Genomic DNA, 17,902 nt, shown 5'->3' with positions numbered 1-17,902 from the left:
CTACGCGCACAGACGCGCGGCTTTTCGTAGGGCCGGCTTCAGCCGGCGGGGCCCAGACGCCAGCACAGGCCCACCCCGCCAACAGACGCCCCACTGCGGTGCAAACCCTTTTGCATCAAATGCCTCTGCACCACCTCATGCGGTGCATGCACAAGCACCGCTTGCGTGCATAAACGAAAGGCATATGCACATATATGGCGCATCCACCGCTCGACATGTACAAACAAGTCATTGATTAATAAAGAAAGAAACTCTGGCTCAGTTCATGCTTTAAGCAGCGCTTCCGTGCAATACGAGGTCCAAAATGGAGCAGTTCCAAACTTCCGCCAACGTGCTTTTCGTGCTGCTGGGCGCCATCATGGTGCTGGCCATGCACGCTGGTTTCGCCTTTCTTGAGCTTGGCACCGTGCGTCGCAAGAACCAGGTCAATGCCCTGGTCAAGATCCTGGTCGATTTCTGTGTATCGACGATCGCCTACTTCTTCATCGGCTATGGCATCGCCTACGGCGTGCATTTCTTCAGCGGCGCTCAAAGCCTGATGGTCAATAGTGGCTACGAGCTGGTGAAGTTCTTCTTCCTGCTCACCTTCGCCGCCGCCATCCCGGCCATCGTCTCGGGCGGCATCGCCGAGCGTGCGCGCTTCTCGCCACAACTGGCCGCCACCTTTCTGCTGGTGGGCTTCGTCTACCCCTTCTTCGAAGGTATCGTGTGGGCCGACAAGTTCGGCATCCAGCCAGCCATCGAAGCCGCGCTGGGCGCCAAGTTCCACGACTTCGCCGGCAGCGTGGTGGTGCATGCCGTGGGGGGCTGGATCGGCCTCGTCGCCGTGGTGCTGCTCGGCGCACGCCGTGGCCGCTACAACAAGGATGGCGCCATCGCCGCCCACCCGCCTTCAAGCATCCCCTTCCTCGCCCTTGGCGCCTGGATCCTCACCGTGGGCTGGTTCGGCTTCAACGTGATGAGTGCCCAGAAGCTCGAAGCCATCACCGGCCTCGTCGCCGTGAACTCGCTGATGGCGCTGGTGGGCGGCACGCTCACCGCGCTGGTGATGGGCAAGAACGACCCGGGCTTCGTGCATAACGGCCCGCTCGCCGGCCTGGTCGCCGTCTGTGCCGGTTCGGACATCATGCATCCGCTGGGCGCCCTGGTCGTGGGCGGCGTGGCTGGCGCGCTATTCGTCTACATGTTCACGCAGGTTCAGAACCGCTGGAAGATCGACGACGTGCTCGGCGTATGGCCCCTGCACGGCCTGTGTGGCGCCTGGGGCGGCATCGCCGCCGGCATCTTCGGCCAGCAAGCGCTGGGCGGTGCAGGCGGCGTGAGCTTCTGGGCCCAGCTGATCGGCACCCTGGCCGGAATCGCAGTCGCCGTGATCGGCGGCGGCATCGTGTACGGCACGATCAAGAAAATCGCCGGCCTGCGCCTGGACGCCGAAGAAGAATTTAATGGCGCAGACTTGTCCATCCATAAAATTTCAGCCACACCGGAACGCGAAACCAACTGGTGATATTCAGCTTGAAATGAAGTCAGCCGGCCCGCTGGCCGTACCAAACAAAAAGCCCACGACATTCTTCGTGGGCTTTTTGTTTTTACGGTCTCAATGAAACGGTCGTCAGGCGCAGGGCGGGTTAGGCGCAGCCGTAACCCGCCTTACAAGGCGACAGATCGCAAACAGCTTCTTACGCGATTTGCGCAAACGCATCTCTTGGCTGATTAAACCGACTCACGATCTCGCGATCATCCCACCCCGTTCAACTTAACCATCCATGATTTCATGGACCCGAAGTTCAATTGCAACCCATAATCAAAACGAGATAACAGTTATTACGATTTGACGTTGCAATAATTCTTTAGTCTTAGTGAATCACAATTAAGATACACAAAAAAGCAGCACCAGAAAGACCCTACCCTGTGCCGTCCGGCCATGGCGATTTCATTTCCATTGATCGCCAGAACCTGACGGGAGTTGTTATGCGTTCGCGTTATCAACCTCAATTCACAGGAGTTAGTCATGAAGTACATGCTTTATATTATTGCGTTGGTCGCTTGTGTGGGCGTTGCTCGTGCAGAGGAAGTCACTCTCGATAAAGGGGGCTTCAAGTTGACCTACGACTGCACCAACCGTACCGCGCTGCGCTACGAGTATTCGCTGACGACGGACACCGGCAGCGCCGCAAGACCCTCCTCGTTCTACACCGATCCGGATCTGCCGAGCGGCTGCCTCCAGCAGACCTCGACGGCTTCGTATGCGAGCGTGAAAACGGGCTACGACCGTGGCCACCTGGTGACGTCCAATCACATGGATGCCACGAGTACGTACATCAAGCGCGCCAATTACATGACCAACATCGTCCCCCAGATTTCAACATTCAATCAGGGCATCTGGGTTCAGGCAGAGAACGTGGCTGAATGCTATCGCGATGTAGCGCCGCTCACCGTCTATGGAGGCCTCGTGTATAGCGATACGTCCAACGACTACTTCCTTTCCTCGCACGGCATCCGCACCCCTGAGTACTTCTGGAAAACGATCATTACAACGGACCCTTCCACCGGAGCAAAGAAGGCCATCAGCTGGTACATCCCGAACCGCGAGGGTTTGTCTACGCTTAACAGCTACATCGTAAGCATCGCGGAACTCGAAACCATTCTCGGCGCCAGCCGGGTCGGCATCACGGCAACCGCAGCGGTGAAAGCACAGAAACCCACCACCACCTGGACCCTACCGAGCGGTTGCGACCTGAGCTGAGTCCGCGTAACCAGAGACGATCGCCCCTGCCCCCTGGCGGGGGTGCATCGTTGCACCCTGCAAGAATTACTCACCGCCGGCTCAACGCCAGGCAGAAAAAATTATCCCTGCCGTGCTCGACATGCGCTTTGTTTTGTAAGGCAATCGGCGGCACGAGCGCCGGGCACTTGCATAAGACCGCCCGGTTTTCACTTTTTAGCGCGGATCAATCCGACAGACCTTGAAATTTTTTTCAAAAGTGCATGCATGTAACGCCCAGGACTTCGACACTCAAAGTCCAACAGACTTCATTCCTCGTAATCGTTCCGCTTGAATGAAACCCGCAGACCCTCTGGCCGGCTCAGCAAAAAGCCCATGGCATTCTTCGTGGGCTTTTTTACGGTCTCAATGAAACGATCGCCAGGCGCGGGGCCGTATACGGCCAGTCGCAGTCGGTCGGGAGAATGAAAAGCGGGCGTTCAGGCGTAGGGCGGATTAGCCGCAGGCGTAACCCGTGCGGAATTGGTTCGATTCGCCAGAGAAAGGACTCATCGGCGCGGGTCAATGCCCCGCCCTAAAAGGCTAGGTACGGGGCCGTTTACGACCCAAAGGCGACGGTCAGGAGACTGGAAAGCTGACGCTCAACGTTGGACATAAGCGGCACCGGTACGGTGTCCGCTTGATGGACTTGTTATGCAACGGGCCTATCAACCTTAGGTGCCGCAGAGATTTTAACGGGAAACCCTCTTTGAGAAAGATTTTCATATGCGCGTGACAAATTAACCTTACTAAAAAATGGAAGGTTGCCTTTCACCGTGGCTTTCTCATCTCCAAGAATCAAAAAGACGACTTCGTAGTCAACGCTTCTGGGATTGTCTAAGGGGATAATGTCCCTGGCTGTAGCATTAATGCGGGCTAGAACTGTTCTGGCGGCTTTTCTAAACGCCTTATCGCCGAGCATGATCTCGGCAGAAACACTGCCTTGTGCAAAAAGATGGCTTAAGCCGGCTGAGCCGCCTTTTCTGTGCTTTACATGAATCAATTGCTTGTTTGGCGTTAGCAAGTCGCAGAGTTCAATTGAGCTTGTTGTTTTATTGCTCTTAATTAATTTCTTATCAAGAAGGTGGTAGCCGTGTGCATTAGCTGCGCGGATATTATAATCCCCTTCCGTTTCTATTTTTTTATCGCCTGCTTCATCCCATATTTCTATGGCGGGAAAGTCTAGATCAGAGATTTCAATCTGATCTAATGTGGAATTTATTCTGCCCATGAACGTGTTGTCTATTTCGTACCAAATGCCGCAGAATAATACGTATGTCTTTTCTGCTTCAGATTTTTCGAAATAAATGCACTTATATATAGAGTGGTCGGACTCGTCTTCATGAATATCAAAGACAAAAAGGCGGTCTCGCTTAACTGATTCTATTGAAACGGAATCTACATCAATTCCTGAATAATAAGAATCAATTTGGATTGTTGGTGATACTGTGCTTTTGGAGCGAGTAAAACTAAATCCAGTGATCGAATCCCATTTCCCTATTTCTGGCAAAGTAATTACAAGGCTTTGATCTTTTTCTTTGATGGCTTCAACTAGCGTGGCGTCTAGTCTATCTATCAGCCCCTTTTCTTTTATGCGTCTGACATTATCTACCCAAGAAAACCCAGATTTGTAGTCATCGTTTGTGTAGTAGCCATATATCTGCGCAGCCAAACCGGGTATTTCCTCTATATCCAACTCCGCTCCAAATGAAAGCATGGCATCGCCGCCAGATATATTTCTTAGATTTATTCCTGGTTTTGGTGATCCTGTTACTGCCCTTAATACATCTCTTGAGATATCAATCCCAAATATGCTTGCCTCCGATTCACGTGTGGCCTGTGATTTTTTCTGTACGGGCTGGTCTTCAAGAGTGTGAAGATCCACGCTTCTAAGGCTTTCGTGATTAAGGATGTTCAGGGCCGTTTTTAGCCCAAAATCTTGAATGAAGAACGTGGTTTCAATTAAATACCGGCCATATCCAAATGTGAATGCAAAAAGTGCATTCTCAGTGCGCAAGAAAAGTACTGCAGAACTTGATTTAGTACCGATATAAGGGATCTCAACTCCCGTGATCAGATCTACGACCTCGCTCCATTTGGGTCGTTTTTCAGAGGAGCGCTTAACGTAGAGAGCGCCATCAAATTCAAATTTAGGGTCTAAATTATATAAAGATACGTTGCTTTCTGGAGCCAGCAGCTCAGCAAATGTTTTTGTTGTAGCGTCAGGCTTTGCCATGAACAAATTTAAATGGCGGTAAGGTTTATCTGCCATGGGACCATCCTTAGGTGCATAACTTGTTATAGGGATCAGTTTTGCTGCCTATCATCGGCGCGTGCTCCCTAGCATGGCGCGACCGACCAGCGAAGATTGGCTTCCAGCTTGAATCTTCACGATTCTGCTGTATGGATGAATACCATTAACAGAATCGACAAAAACCTCACTTTGCAGATTTCAGCTTTGAAGCTCCGTATGACTTCTTTGACGCCACTTGCCTGAACGTCTGCTTCTGGCCGTCAACCGCCCAACCGCTCCACAGCAACAACGCTAACCCGTCCTCGCGCCCCGGGATATGCCAATGACACTCCGCCGTGATCTTGATCACATTGTGTGGGGTAGCCAAAGCTCAGGGTGTTGCAGCCAAGCGACGGCGGCCATCGCCACACCGCTACAGGCCCTAGGCTTCAGAATGGATGCCGCACAGGTCGAGCAAGGCTCTCGGACCGGCGCTCAGGTAGCGTCTCCTGAGGGTGACGATCTCCAGCCGGCTGGGCATGTCGAGAAAAGGGGTGTCGGGGCGCTTCCGCGAGGCGGCCTGAAAGGCCTCGGCCAGCTCAGGCGCCGAGAGGCGAGCCCAAACCGGCGCGCTCGCCGGCCTGGGCCATCACAACGCAGATCCTGGCCTTGCTCGCGGCCTCACCGGATCGCGGCAGGCAGAGCCAGCAGGCGCTCGCCGTAGAGCAGCATGGTGTGCGTGCCGGGCAGCAGGAGCCCGTCCTTGAAGTGGCGAATCGTGCCGGAAGGCACGGCCTGCCAGCTGAGGCCGGCATCCTGCGAGCGCAGCAGCACGCCATCCCGCCCGGCGACCCACAGACGGCCCTTTTCATCCTGCAGGAGGCGGCGAAGATTGGCCTGCACGCCGGCATTGATCACCTGCCAGTGCTGGCCGCCATCGGCCGAGCGCAGCAGGGAGCCCCGGGCGCCGGCAACGATCAGCACATCCGGGGCGGGGCTGATGATGTCTCGCGCCAGGAAGTGCTGGCCGAGCCCGACCTCTTCCACCTGCTGAGCATCCAGGCTGATCCGCAGCAGCTTGTTGCCATCGCCCATGACCCACAGGGCGCCCGCCGCTTCGCGGATCTGATACCAGACCGGGCTGGCAGCGATCGCCAGCTGGCGCTGGAGGCGGCCCTGGGCGTCAAAGAAAAGCACGGCGCCGCCCTCGCCGACGGCCACGAAACCGGCCCCGGGCACGGCGAGCACATCCTTGAGCTGCAGTACGGCGCCCTCGGCGGCGTTTTGCCAGCTCGCGCCCTCGTCTGCGGAGCGCATCACCCAGCCCGGATTGGCCACCACCAGAGCCACCCGGCTTTGCGGATGAATGGCGATGCGCTGGAAGTTGCCGAGGGCGCCGTCCGCATGTTTGAACACGGTTTGCCAGCTCGCGCCGTCATCCGTGGAGCGGACGATGGTGGCGCTGGCGCCCGCCGCCAGCAGGGTCTGGCTGCCGGGATAGGCGAGCGCATGGGTCAGGTACTGACCATAGCCAAGGCCGGCGTCGATCACGCACCAGTCCGCAGGCCCGCCCGAGGGGGCGGCCGCGCGCGCGATCAGCCCCTGAACACCAACCGCCAGCAGGCTGCCGGACGGGCTCACGAGAATATGGTTGATGTAGCGGCTCAGGTCCGGTTGCTCGAGCACCCAACCCTCGGCGGGGCTGCGGTGTGCGATGAAGCCGCCATCGCCCCACATCAGCAGGCGCCCGTCGGCGGCCTGCGCGAGGCCATTCGAGCGCACCTGGCCGAAGCGCTTTTCGAGCGTCCATTCAAGGCCGGCATTGGTGGAAGCAAACAGCTGCCCGTCATTGCTGAGCGCCAGCCATTGCCGGCGCACGGCGTCGAAAGCCAGCTGCTCGACATAGGGCAAGCTTGCTGCGCGCAGGCTGAACGCGGGTTTGCTGCTGCGCCCGGCAGCGGCCAGCAAGGCGATGCGTCCGTCCGCACCGCCCAGCATCAGTGTTGCGGTCTGCTCGTCGTAGGCCGCAGAGGTCCACCCGCTGCCCTGGCCGCCCGGCTTTCCGCTGGGCATCGCCACCGCAAAAGCCCTGGCGCGGGCGGCATCAACCAGCAGGACGCGCTGGTCACGCGTCATGCCGGCCCACCAGGGCCCGGCGCGCTTCCAGTAGACGATTTCGCTGATCATGAATTTTTGCGGCACGCGCACGGCCTGCCACACGCCGGGCCCGGTTTCGCTGACCCACAGGCTGCCATTCATGGCCGAGGCAATCGCCCGATTATCACTGTCCACGCCCAGCAAGCGCAGCTCAGGCGTGGCGCCCTGCCCGATCACATGCCAGCCCTGGCCAGCCGGCTCGGCAAGCGCTGCCGTCAGCACGGCGCATTCGCTGCTCCGTTCGCTGCGGCAGGCCCAGGCCAGCCAGGCCGACTGCTGGCCATCGAAGCCGAGCTTGCTGAGCTTCCAGCCTTCCAGGGCGGGCGTCCAGCGCATGCCCGCAGGGCTGCGTTCGCCGTGCCAGGCGCGGCCATCGCTCAGCGCCAGAAACCGCTGGCCGGAAGGGTCGGCCACAGCCATGTCCACCGTCGCGTCGCCCAGTTTCTCTTCGTGCCAGCCAGATTCGGCGCTGCTGCGCCAGCGCAACAGACCATCGCCCCCCGTCAGGATTTCAAGGCCGGCGGATTGCGCACCGAAAATCCAGTCCGGATTGGAAACCTGGCCAGCCAGCGCCGGCACACAGACAAGACACAGGGCAATAAAGCCAACACATTTTTCGGCAGCACGACAAAGCGTCAGTCGCATGCTCAGACTCCAGTTACGCGGCGAATCGGGAAGGACAATGAAAAACCCCGGGCCATGCCCGGGGTCTTGAACTGCATCCAGCAGGAAGGAATTACAGCGCCTTCACATTGCTCGTGCTGACCACGCAGGACTTGGTGCCCCACTTCTGGCCCTGGCTCGGGCTTTCCTTGCCGAGGCTCTTGGGCAGGCCGGTGAATTCTTCACAGATCACCGGGGTGCTCTTGGTGCCGCTGAGCTTGTAGCCCTCAACCGTCAGGTTGGTGATGGTGGCCGTGTCATACACGCCAGAAACCGTCTTGCTGTTGGCATCCAGATAGCTGGAGTTCACGCCGACAACGGTCAGCAGCGCGCCCTTGGTGGTGACGTTATTCACCACGATGGTACGCGGGCCGATGTTGGTGGTGCAGTTGCCGCAGGTACGGGCCAGCTTGCCAGCAGAAGCGCTCAGGTTGCCCTTGGCGATGATGGCGGTGAAGTTGTCCTTCACGGTGAGCGAGGTGTTCTTGTTGTTCACCTGGAAGAACTTGTCCGGCTTGCCGCCGAGGCTGGCCGTGCTCGAGTTGGTGTTGGTGGCCGAACCACCGGAAACCACCAGCTTGGCGTTGTCAGCGATGACGGAGGCGGCGTCTTCGCAGACTTCCTTCCAGGTCACGTTGATCAGGTTGCAGGTACCACCCGCGCAGTGGATGCCATCAGAGCCGCCCTTTGCGGAGATCGTCACGTTCTTGACGGTGGCGTTCTTGAGAATCAGCACCGGCGACTGCTTGTCGCTATCACCATCGCACGAAAGACCGATTTCCGCGCCGCCGCAATCTACCGTTGCGTCGCTGATGGTGCTGCCTGCGGTGCAGCTACCTGCTGCCTGAGCGCCTGCACTAAATGCCATTGCTGCGGAAAGAACCAAAAACAACCGGCTGAACTTGTTCATAAACGACTCCTTTTTGTTTTTTATTGATTTAACAATAAAAATATATGACTGCGTCTCCGAAATACATCCTATATACAACCAGCCAGCGACCTCGCTCGAGGATCGTTGTCCGTAAAAAATTGTGTCCTATTCGGAGATGACAAATCACTCCACTCACACCACGACGAATGCCACTGATCGTGTCGGACACAAGCTTTACTCTCAACCACAGCCGGCGAGGCAATAAAACTACAAAAGCCGGAACGGCGACACTTAGGTAAACCCCAATACACCTCCATAGGAGAGCAAACAATTCCTTTAAAATCAAAACACTAAATTAGTTCGAAAACATACAATTTATTTGTTTTGACAAATACTTAGTGATATCCGAGAAATTTGTCACACACCACTAAAGTAGTAACCATCCAGACCCGCGTTTTTGCGCGTCAGAGCAATCATCCGCATGTACAAGACGCAATCGAACTTCGACCAGCCGACAGATTTTTTTGTTTTTATAAACATCAACAATCAAAACAAGGATTTATCAGAATTGCTGCAAGACAGCAAAAAGCCCACGATTTCCGTGGGCTTTTTTTAGGAGCAAAACTTTCGGCGGATTTATTTGGCGCGATAAGGCGTAAATAAACTGCTGCCGGCCCAAGCCGGCGTCGATGCCGTGAACCGGGCCGGCGCAGCAGTGTAACTGGCAGCCTGATCCGGATCGGCGCCGGGCTTGAGTGCAGCCAGCGCCGGGTAGGGATAGAGCGGTCGGGCCCTGGTTTTGGCCGGAGCCGGTGAAGCCTCCACCGCCGGCGACAGTGCGCCGGGCTGGCCAAAGCTGCTGCGCGGGCGACTGGCGGCCTGCTTGGCCAGGACAGCCTGCGACACCTGCCCCTGCTCTACCCAGGCCAGCATCGGGGTGAGGAAATCGACCAGGCTCGGGCCTTCTCCGTCAGCGCAGTGATAGACGCCGGGTAACAGATAGAGGCGCTCGAACGCGGCGGCTTCCTGTTTGCCCATGAACTGCTCGAGGGCCTCGTGATAGGCGAGGGTATTGAGGGGGGAGATATGCGGATCGGCCCAGCCATGCCACAGGATCAGTTTGCCGCCCGCCGCGGCGAAGGCGCGCAGATCGGGGTTGGTCGCGTCGTAAAGCGGATGCAGGGGCTTGAGCTGCTCAAGCATGGCCTGATCGAAGTGGATGTCGGCCAGGGAAAAGCTTTCCGGCGGATTGCGCTCGAAGCTCAGGTTGCGCAGCGCATCCAGCGCGATCTGGCCGCTGAAGATCGGCTGGCCCGCTGCACGCGGCACGAATACGCCGGCCCAGGCGAGTTCGGAACCATATTGCGGGCCACCGATGATCAGCCGCTCGCCGCTGCGCGGATCGCGCGGGCCGGCATAGAGCTTGCGCACCGCATCAACTTCGGCAGCACTCAGGCAATCGCTGCGGGGCGATGTGGCTCCGACCGGGCACTGCAGGCTGGCCGAATCAAAATGGCACAAGCGCGGATCGCTGAGCAGGCCGTCCTGCAGCCCGTCGAGTCCATCGCACTGCGCGAGCACGGCCTGATGCAGCAAGGGCAGGCGCGCCGCCTGCAGGATGGCCTGGCCATCCGCTCCGGTATTCGCACTGGCCTGCCAGGCATGGTAGAGGCCGTTCTGGACCTGGAAATTCATGGCCGCCGCACCCGCAATGATTCCGTCGAAATCCTCCGGGTAGCGCTGAGCTTCCATCAGGGCTTCGCGCCCGCCATCCGAGCACCCGGTGAAATAGGCAAAAGCCTCGGCACGGCCGTAATAGGCGCGGATGAGCTTCTTCGCGGCCACGGCAGTCAGATGCACGGCGCGATGGGCAAAATCGATGCGCAAGGCTTCGTCGCGACCGAACTCGCCGCCCATACCCTGATGCCCCATGTCGGTGGAAGCGATGACGAAGCCCCCCGCCTTGAGCGGCACGCAGCCCTCGGCGGCACCGACCTCTTCGGGGATACGGCCACACAGGCCGCCACAACCGATCTGCAGGTAGCGCTGAGTCCAGCCCTCAACGGGCAGGCTGACCCGGAAACCGATGGCGGGTGCGAGGCGGCCTTCCAGCACACACATCGTCACACCATCCTTCACGCTTTCACGGGCGCTGAGCACCTGACTGCCCTCGCCACCGATATCGCTCAGCGCGGTAGCCAGTAATCCGGTGCAGGACTGGACCGGTTTCACCACCTCCGGCGTAGCGGCCTGCACCCCGGGGCACAGCAGAAGACTGGCTGCCAATGCCAGCAGCACTCTCAGGGCATCTCGCTTGCGCATGGAATTTCCTTTTTGATTGCACAGACCTGATTCTGGCTGCTCACGCAGCAGCATCAAGTGGCTACAAGGTAAGTTCTCGTACAGGAAAATCTGCGCAGGTAAAGACGCCCGCCCGCGCCTGGGCTCAGGCGGCGGCATGGCCTCCCGGCAGGGATACGCTGGCACGCAGGCCGTGCCCTTGCGGCAGGTTTTCCAACTCCAGGTGGCCACCATAGAGCAGCACCAGATCCTGCACGATAGCGAGCCCCAGGCCAGAACCCGGCGTGCTCTCGTCAAGGCGCACACCGCGCTGGCGAACCAGCTGGAGCTGTGAGGCGGCAATGCCCGGCCCGTCATCTTCGATGTGCACGCACAAGCCACCCGGCTGCGCCTCCAGCCGCACCTGCACACTGGAAGTGGCCCACTTGAATGCGTTCTCCAGCAAATTGCCGAGGATTTCCTGCAGATCCTGTTCTTCACCGGCAAACAGCAGCGCTTGTTCCGGCGCTTCGATGTGCGTCGTCAGCGGCTTGTCGGCAAACACCCGCGCCATCACCCGCAGCAGGCCCGCCACCGCGGCATTCACCTCGGTATGCCGGCCGGGCAGGCGGTGTGCGGCCGCGGCGCGTGCGCGCAGCAGATGCCAATCCACATGGCGGCGCACCTGGGCCAGCTGCTCTTTCACCAGCGCCACCGGAAGGGCGGCATCGTGTGCACGCGCCTGCTCGGCCTCGTTCTCCAGCACGGCCAGCGGCGTCTTGAGGGCATGGGCCAGGTTACCGGCCTGGGTGCGTGCCCGCTCCACGACGCTGGCATTGGCCAGCAAGACCTGATTGAAGTCATCCACCAGCGGCTGCACTTCCTGTGGAAAGGCGCCGGCAAGCTGCGCGCTGCGCCCTTCACGCACGGCCTTGAGCGCCTGCTGCAGATCACGCAGCGGACGCAGGCCGACACTGACCTGGGCCCAGGCAGCCAGCGCCAGCAGCCCCAGCAGGAGCAGCAAGGCCAGCGCCAGGGCGCGGCCGAAACGATGCGTGGCTTCGAGATTGAAACGCAGATCGCCCGCCACCGTGAGGCGGAAGCTGCGCCCGGGCGCATCCGCCGAGCTCACGATTCTTTGCAGCACCAGCAGGGACTCCTGGGCCGGCCCGCGCAGCTCGCTGACCTGCAAGGCGCCGGGATTCGCCGCCACGGCGCCGCTCAGCGCCAGATTCTGATCCCACAGGGAGCGCGAACGCAGCAGCCCGAGGGTGATCGGTTTGCCGGCCGCGAGTTCGTCGATCTGCCAGTAGAGGCCGGAGTACGGCTTCTGCAGACGCGGGTCGAGCATGGCAGCGTCATCCACCGTGAGCTGGCCATCCGACCCGAACTCGAGCTCGACGATCAACTGATCGAGCTGGCGCTCCAGTGCGGCCTGGAACTGGTTGACCACGTGATCCTTGAACAGGGTCGTCAGCGCAACCCCAGTGAGCAGCAGGGCCAGGGTGAGTCCGCCCAGGGTGCCCCACAGCAGGCGCACCCGCAAGGAGCGCGGCGCCCGGGTGGGCGGTTGGGCGTGCTCAGCTGACTTGCTCATGGCTCGCGATGCGGTAGCCGAGGCCACGCACGGTCTGGATCACGCCGGGTTCGAGTTTCTTGCGCAGGCGGCCGACAAAGACTTCGATGGTGTTTGAATCGCGATCGAAGTCCTGCGCGTAAATATGCTCGGTGAGTTCGGCCCGCGACACGATAACGCCCTGCCGGTGCATCAGGTATTCGAGCAGCTTGTACTCATGGCTGGTCAGCGCGACCGGCGCGCCCCCGAAACTGACCGTGGCATTGCGGGTATCCAGGCTCAGCGCGCCGCTACGCAGGATTGCCGAGGCCAGGCCGGCGCTGCGCCGGATCAGTGCGCGCAGGCGTGCCACCAGCTCCGGCCCGTGGAAGGGCTTGGCGAGGTAATCATCGGCACCGGCATCGATGCCGATGACCTTTTCGTGCCAGTTCCCGCGCGCAGTGAGCACCAGCACCGGCAGGCTGAGGCCGGCCTCGCGCCAGCGCTTGAGCACGCTGAGCCCGTCCAGCAAGGGCAGGCCCAGATCCAGCACCACCGCATCAAAGACCTCGGTGCTGCCGCGATAGTGGGCGTCCTGCCCGTCGCTGCTGGCCTCGGCCACATAGCCAGCCTCCTCGACGAGGCTCACGAGCTGCTGTTGCAGCCGGGGTTCATCTTCCGCAATCAGGATCCGCATCAGTGCTCTCCGCTCAGTCTTTCCAGCCCTTGTTCTTCATGCGCAGGATTTCGCCGGAAGCAGCATTCATCTCGAGCTTGAGGATCTGCCCGTCCGGCCGCAGCGCCTTGATCTCGTAGATCAGCCCGCTGCTGTCCTTCTCCGGATGCAGCTTGGCCTCCAGCACCTGGCAGTCGCAGGCCTTGTGCAAACGCTCCTGCACGGCGGCAAAAGACATCGCCTGACCGGACTGCAGGGCCGCACGCGCGCGATCCTGCTCGAACTTGTCGCCCGCACTGGCCCCGGCCGGCCAGCCAAGGGCCAGTGCGGCAGTGAGAAGAGCGGGCCGGACACACCAGGTTTTCATGCGGAACCATTTCCTGAAATCCATTGCAGCGGCGCTGCAGAGAATGCGCTGCGCAGTGTGGCAAGCCCTGTCTGAACGCCAGATGAACAAGGCCGCACACTTCGAAGCACCGGCCCACGGGCGTTCAGCCACCGTTCACCCAGCTAGGTTCAGACTGCATTCCATCGCTCCTTCTCACAGCATCAAACGAGCGACACCTTCATCGTTTTAATCACAAAGGAATGAAAATGAAATCCCTCTTTCTCGCCACCGCCCTTACCCTTGCCTGCACAGCCGCCTCGGCCCAGTACCTCGGCCCGAATGGCGCCCCCGCGACAGTCAAACAACTGCTTGATCAGGCCTACGACCATGACCACGTCGTTCTGCAGGGGCATATCACCAGCCGCGTCGCCTATGACGATCTTTATCAATTCACCGATGGCAGCGCCACGGTACTGGTGAAGATCGATCACAAGCACTGGCCGCTCGGTCTGAAAATCGACGACAAGACCCGCGTCGAGATCGCCGGAAAATACGACCGCGAGATCCTCGGTTACTCCAAGATCAAGGTGCTGTCGATCCGGGCGGTTAACTGAAACGCAGGCCACAGCGCCATGACGCCGTCCGCGATGGCTTCATGGCTCAATACACATCACGCCGGATGCGCCCGGCGGCCCTCAGCTGCTCCAGGCCTTCGTCTCCCAGGATCTCGCGCATGGCCTGCTCCACGCCCTGCGCCATGCCCTGCGCACTGCCGCAGATGAGGAGCTGGGCGCCGGCAGCAATCCACTGCCGGAAAGCCTGGGCTTCTTCCAGCAGGGCGTGCTGAACATAGGCGCGGATCGGATCGTCGCGCGAAAAAGTCAGGTCGAGACGGCTCAGCACGCGGCTGCGGCGCCAGGCCTCGAGCTCGCTGTGGCAGGGCCGGTCATGGCGCTCCGAGCGCTCACCGAAGATCAGCCAGGCACTGCGCTCGGGCGCCGGCTGCCCCGAATCGGCAATGGCCCGGGCGCGCGCCTGCAGGTGACTGCGCAAACCGGCGAGGCCGCTACCGGCACCGATCAGGATCAGCGGCGTATCCACACCACACTCCAGATTGAAGCCAGGGTTGCGGCGGATCCGCAGCGACACCCGGTCATTGGCCCAGGCCGTTTCGTTGAGCCAACCTGAGGCTAAGCCGGGCTGCCCATCGGCGCGGCGCACGCTGCGCACGATGAGCTCCAGATGACCGTCCTCCGGCAGGTTGGCAATCGAATAGCTGCGCGGCCGGCCATCGCCCCCCGGGGGAGTCAGATCAATCAGGTCACCCGCCTGCCAGTGCGGCGGCAGGCCAGCCTGAGGTTGCAGTTCAAGCTTGAACAAGGGCGCACCGGGGCTGCCGCTGTTGAGGCAGCGACGGCGGATGAAACGCCACTCGGTATAGCCGGCATCCAGCGGCGGCGTGAGCAGCGGGGTGTGCACGCCAAGCCCCTGCAAGGCCTGCTGCCAGCGCTTGAGGCTGAGCGCATCGAGGCGATCCGCATCAATGCGCGGAAAGCAGGCGCTGGCGCCCGATTGCTGCAGCCACTGATCGAGCTGGCGGCCAAAGGCGCAGAACTGCGGATAGCTGCGATCGCCCAGCGCCAGCACACCATAGCTCAGGCCGCGCAAGGCCGCGCAGGGGCCAGCCGCCAACTGGGTCCGCGCGAAGCTGATGGCATGATCGGGCGGATTGCCCTCGCCATAGGTACTGACCACGAACAGCACATGCCGGGCGGCGCTCACCTCGTCCAGCCAGGGCTGATCGATACGCCGCTGGATCACCTCCACGCCCTCCTTTTCGAGCGCCCGCGCCGCCTGGCGGGCCAGCGCTTCGGCCTGCCCGGTCTGGCTGGCATGAATGATCCACACCGGCTTTCCCCGCACCGCTGCCAGCGCTGCAGCGGGCTGCGGCCTAGGGGCCGGCAAGCCTGCCAGTGCGGCCTTGCGATACATGCGCCAGCACATCAGCGCATAGGCCAGGATCAGGCCCACAGCGGCCTGCAAGCGCCAGATTTCCGGGGAAAGGTTGTCCATCATTTTGTGATTTCCGGATCAGATCATTTTCAGACAAGCAAAGCCTCGAACGCCGGGCTCGCCGCCTCGTGCCACGCGCCACGCTCATCCCGCCACTGCAGCAAGGCCCGCAGGCCCTGAGCTGCGGCCCGCTGCAAGCCGGCCTGCGGGCCCAGCACCATCAGCGCCGTGGCCCAGGCATCCGCCAGCATGCATTCATCATGAATTACCGTCACTGAGGCGAGGCCATGCGCCACCGGCTCACCGCTGCGCGGATCGAGGGTGTGCTGGATCAGGCGTTCATCCAGCAGATAGCAGCGCCGGTAGTTACCGGAGGTCGCCACCGCCAGCCCATGCAAGGCCACCCGCGTAGCGGGCAAGGGGCAATCCTGCGCCGGAGACTCCAGTGCCACCCACCAGGGCTGGCCATCGGGCTTGATGCCACTGCCGCGCAGCTCGCCTCCGACTTCGACCAGATGATGCTCAAGCCCCCGACCTGTCAGGAAAGCCGCCACCGCGTCCACCGCAAAGCCCTTGGCGATGGCCGCCAGGTTCAGCGCAATACCGCCCGGCTGGCGCAGGCGACCGGCGTCGTCCAGCTCCAAAGCCTGCCAGCGCCTGCCCGGCAGCAGCGGCGCAGCGGGCGGCTCGAAGCCGGCCTCGCTGAAGCGCCGCGCGGCGCCAAAGCCCCAGGCATCGATGGCCGAGCCCAGCGCGGGATCGAAAGCGCCTTCGCTGAGATGCGCCACTTTCAATGCGGTACGCATGACCTGCGCAAACTCCGCCGGCAGATCCATCCAGCAGCCCGGCGGCAGCGTGGCAAAGCGGCGCAGCGGCGAGCTGGCGCGAAAGTGGCTCATCTGCGCTTCTAGCCCTTCCAGCAAAGCCGCGATATCGGCCTGCAGCTGGCGAGGCGAGAGGCGATCGCGCACCACCACGCGCACGCTCCAGGTGGTACCCATGCAGTTGCCGGCGAGCTTGTAGACATCGCCCTCGGGCAGGCCTGCGGCCTGATCGATGCGAGCCGGAATCAGGGCACGGAAGGCAGGTGCATTCATGGCCGCACGCTCAGGGCTTGCTCGTCAGGCGCACCAGCCCGACCTCGCTCGTCCCCGAAGCTTCGGCCTTGGCAGCGCTGCGCGGCGGCCATTGCAGCGGCAGGCGCAGCAGCTCGCGGCCGCCGTGCTCGCGCGCCACCTCCACCACCACCTCATACTCGCCTGCGGCGAGTTTCTTCACTGCCTCGCTCGCACCGAGGTTGATCACATGCTCACCGGCCGGACGCGTCGCCCCCGATACCCCATCAATCGGGAAGCTCGCCTGGCTGCCGCTGGCCTTCCACCAGCTGCGCAGATCCGGCAGCCATTTGGTGGCGCCCACGTTGTTGGGTTTCTTCATGTCATACCAGACCGCGATATTGCCGGCGAAGTCATGACTGGCGGCCTTCTCGAGCCACACCGCAACATACGGGCGGCGCACCTTTGCGCCCTCGATGACTGGCAGGGTGATGTCGAGCTGGGCCTCCACGGCCTGGGCCGGCAAGCTCATGCCCAGGCCGAGGAGGGAGAGTGCGGAAGTGAGGAGACGAGTTTTCATGTTGCTTCCTTTCAAAATGGGTCAGGGCTTCTAGTGCACAAAGAGCAGCATCAGCAGCAAGGGGATCACCAGCCCCAGGCCGGTCAGCGGCCACACCTTCCAGCGCGAGCGGGCATGCACCTGCAGGATCAGCAGGCCGGTGATGCTGAAGATCACGCAAGCCACGCCGAACACGGTGATGAAACCGCCCCACACGCGGCCGGCGTTCTTGCCCTTGTGCAGATCGTTGAAATAGGCCACCCAGCCGCGATCACTGGCTTCGTACTGGATTGCGCCGCTGTGGCGATCCACGCTCAGCCAGGCCTCCACACCGGGGCTCTTCAGGTCGATGAAGATTTCATCCGCCGACCATTCGCTGGCCTTCGGATAGATTGCCAGTTGCCAGTTCTCACTCAGCCAGCGCTTGAGCGCGGCGGGCGGCGGATCTTCGGCGGCGCCCGGTTGCGCGTTGAGCTCCGCGAGTAGCGCAGGCGGCAGCACGGCAGCATGCCGGGTGACTTGGGCGCTGGCACTTTCGAACACATCGGCGTTGTTGAGCGTGATGCCACTGGCGGCAAAGAACAGCATGCCGATCAGGCTCACCGCCGAGCTGATCCAGTGCCATTGCATCAACACTTTCAGCCATGCCGCACGGCGGCTTGCGGCCTTGATTTCGCTGCTCGCGGCCGGCGCTTGCTGATCCAGAAATTCGCTGCGTGCGTTCATGCTCAGGCTCCTGTCATGCTTG

Annotated in this window: 14 protein-coding genes; 3 read left to right on the top strand and 11 right to left on the bottom strand. The window is 61.0% G+C overall.

What is annotated here, in order from left to right; translation table 11 throughout:
• The first annotated feature begins 304 nt into the window (after positions 1-304).
• Positions 305-1,507 (top strand): ammonium transporter, encoded by a 1,203-nt coding sequence (locus tag HJ583_RS02815; protein ID WP_170020290.1) that lies wholly within the window; start codon positions 305-307, stop codon positions 1,505-1,507.
• Between the two features lie 513 nt (positions 1,508-2,020).
• Complete coding sequence (locus HJ583_RS02810; RefSeq protein WP_217423244.1) at positions 2,021-2,746, top strand: DNA/RNA non-specific endonuclease; 726 nt, start codon at positions 2,021-2,023, stop codon at positions 2,744-2,746.
• A gap of 670 nt (positions 2,747-3,416) precedes the next feature.
• Here HJ583_RS02810 and HJ583_RS02805 read toward each other — a convergent pair.
• The 7 genes from HJ583_RS02805 to HJ583_RS02775 form a co-directional block, all read right to left on the bottom strand.
• On the bottom strand, positions 3,417-5,036 hold the full coding sequence (locus HJ583_RS02805) for a TIGR04141 family sporadically distributed protein (RefSeq protein ID WP_170020286.1): 1,620 nt from the start codon (positions 5,034-5,036) through the stop codon (positions 3,417-3,419).
• A 642-nt stretch (positions 5,037-5,678) separates the two neighbouring features.
• A complete protein-coding gene (locus HJ583_RS02800) occupies positions 5,679-7,799 on the bottom strand; it encodes a WD40/YVTN/BNR-like repeat-containing protein (RefSeq protein WP_170020284.1) in 2,121 nt (706 codons plus the stop codon).
• A gap of 91 nt (positions 7,800-7,890) precedes the next feature.
• Positions 7,891-8,685 (bottom strand): pectate lyase, encoded by a 795-nt coding sequence (locus HJ583_RS02795; protein WP_158239167.1) that lies wholly within the window; start codon positions 8,683-8,685, stop codon positions 7,891-7,893.
• Positions 8,686-9,324: 639 nt separating this feature from the next.
• Entirely contained in the window at positions 9,325-11,010 is a 1,686-nt protein-coding gene (locus HJ583_RS02790; protein WP_170020282.1) for a tannase/feruloyl esterase family alpha/beta hydrolase, read from the bottom strand.
• 124 nt (positions 11,011-11,134) lie between these two features.
• A complete protein-coding gene (locus HJ583_RS02785) occupies positions 11,135-12,565 on the bottom strand; it encodes a sensor histidine kinase (RefSeq protein ID WP_170020280.1) in 1,431 nt (476 codons plus the stop codon).
• Positions 12,549-13,220 (bottom strand): response regulator transcription factor, encoded by a 672-nt coding sequence (locus HJ583_RS02780; RefSeq protein ID WP_170020278.1) that lies wholly within the window; start codon positions 13,218-13,220, stop codon positions 12,549-12,551. The genes HJ583_RS02785 and HJ583_RS02780 overlap by 17 nt, the downstream gene beginning before the upstream one ends.
• Positions 13,221-13,233: 13 nt before the next feature.
• Positions 13,234-13,566 carry a PepSY domain-containing protein gene (locus HJ583_RS02775; RefSeq protein WP_170020276.1) on the bottom strand — a complete coding sequence of 111 codons (333 nt, stop codon included), beginning with the start codon at positions 13,564-13,566 and terminating at the stop codon, positions 13,234-13,236.
• A 227-nt stretch (positions 13,567-13,793) separates the two neighbouring features.
• Here HJ583_RS02775 and HJ583_RS02770 point away from each other — a divergent pair, with 227 nt between their 5' ends.
• Positions 13,794-14,141, top strand: coding sequence for a NirD/YgiW/YdeI family stress tolerance protein (locus HJ583_RS02770; RefSeq protein ID WP_170020274.1), 348 nt, complete (start codon positions 13,794-13,796; stop codon positions 14,139-14,141).
• Between the two features lie 46 nt (positions 14,142-14,187).
• On the opposite strand, the gene HJ583_RS02765 is transcribed toward HJ583_RS02770, so the two are convergent.
• Genes HJ583_RS02765 through HJ583_RS02750 form a run of 4 tightly spaced genes read right to left on the bottom strand, consistent with a single transcriptional unit; the run spans position 14,188 to position 17,880 of the window.
• Positions 14,188-15,603: a sulfite reductase subunit alpha gene (locus HJ583_RS02765; RefSeq protein WP_170020272.1), complete on the bottom strand. Its 1,416-nt coding sequence runs from the start codon at positions 15,601-15,603 to the stop codon at positions 14,188-14,190.
• Positions 15,604-15,629: 26 nt separating this feature from the next.
• Positions 15,630-16,637: an FAD:protein FMN transferase gene (locus HJ583_RS02760; RefSeq protein WP_170020270.1), complete on the bottom strand. Its 1,008-nt coding sequence runs from the start codon at positions 16,635-16,637 to the stop codon at positions 15,630-15,632.
• 10 nt (positions 16,638-16,647) lie between these two features.
• Positions 16,648-17,175 carry a DUF2271 domain-containing protein gene (locus tag HJ583_RS02755; protein WP_170020268.1) on the bottom strand — a complete coding sequence of 176 codons (528 nt, stop codon included), beginning with the start codon at positions 17,173-17,175 and terminating at the stop codon, positions 16,648-16,650.
• Between the two features lie 30 nt (positions 17,176-17,205).
• Positions 17,206-17,880, bottom strand: coding sequence for a PepSY-associated TM helix domain-containing protein (locus HJ583_RS02750; protein WP_170020266.1), 675 nt, complete (start codon positions 17,878-17,880; stop codon positions 17,206-17,208).
• Between the last annotated feature and the right edge of the window lie 22 nt (positions 17,881-17,902).

The sequence above is a fragment of the Uliginosibacterium aquaticum genome, assembly GCF_012972705.2.
In the GTDB taxonomy this organism is placed as follows: Bacteria; Pseudomonadota; Gammaproteobacteria; order Burkholderiales; family Rhodocyclaceae; genus Uliginosibacterium; species Uliginosibacterium aquaticum.
The sequence above is the reverse complement of the archived record's forward strand: the minus strand, read 5'-3'. Positions and strand labels throughout refer to the sequence as shown.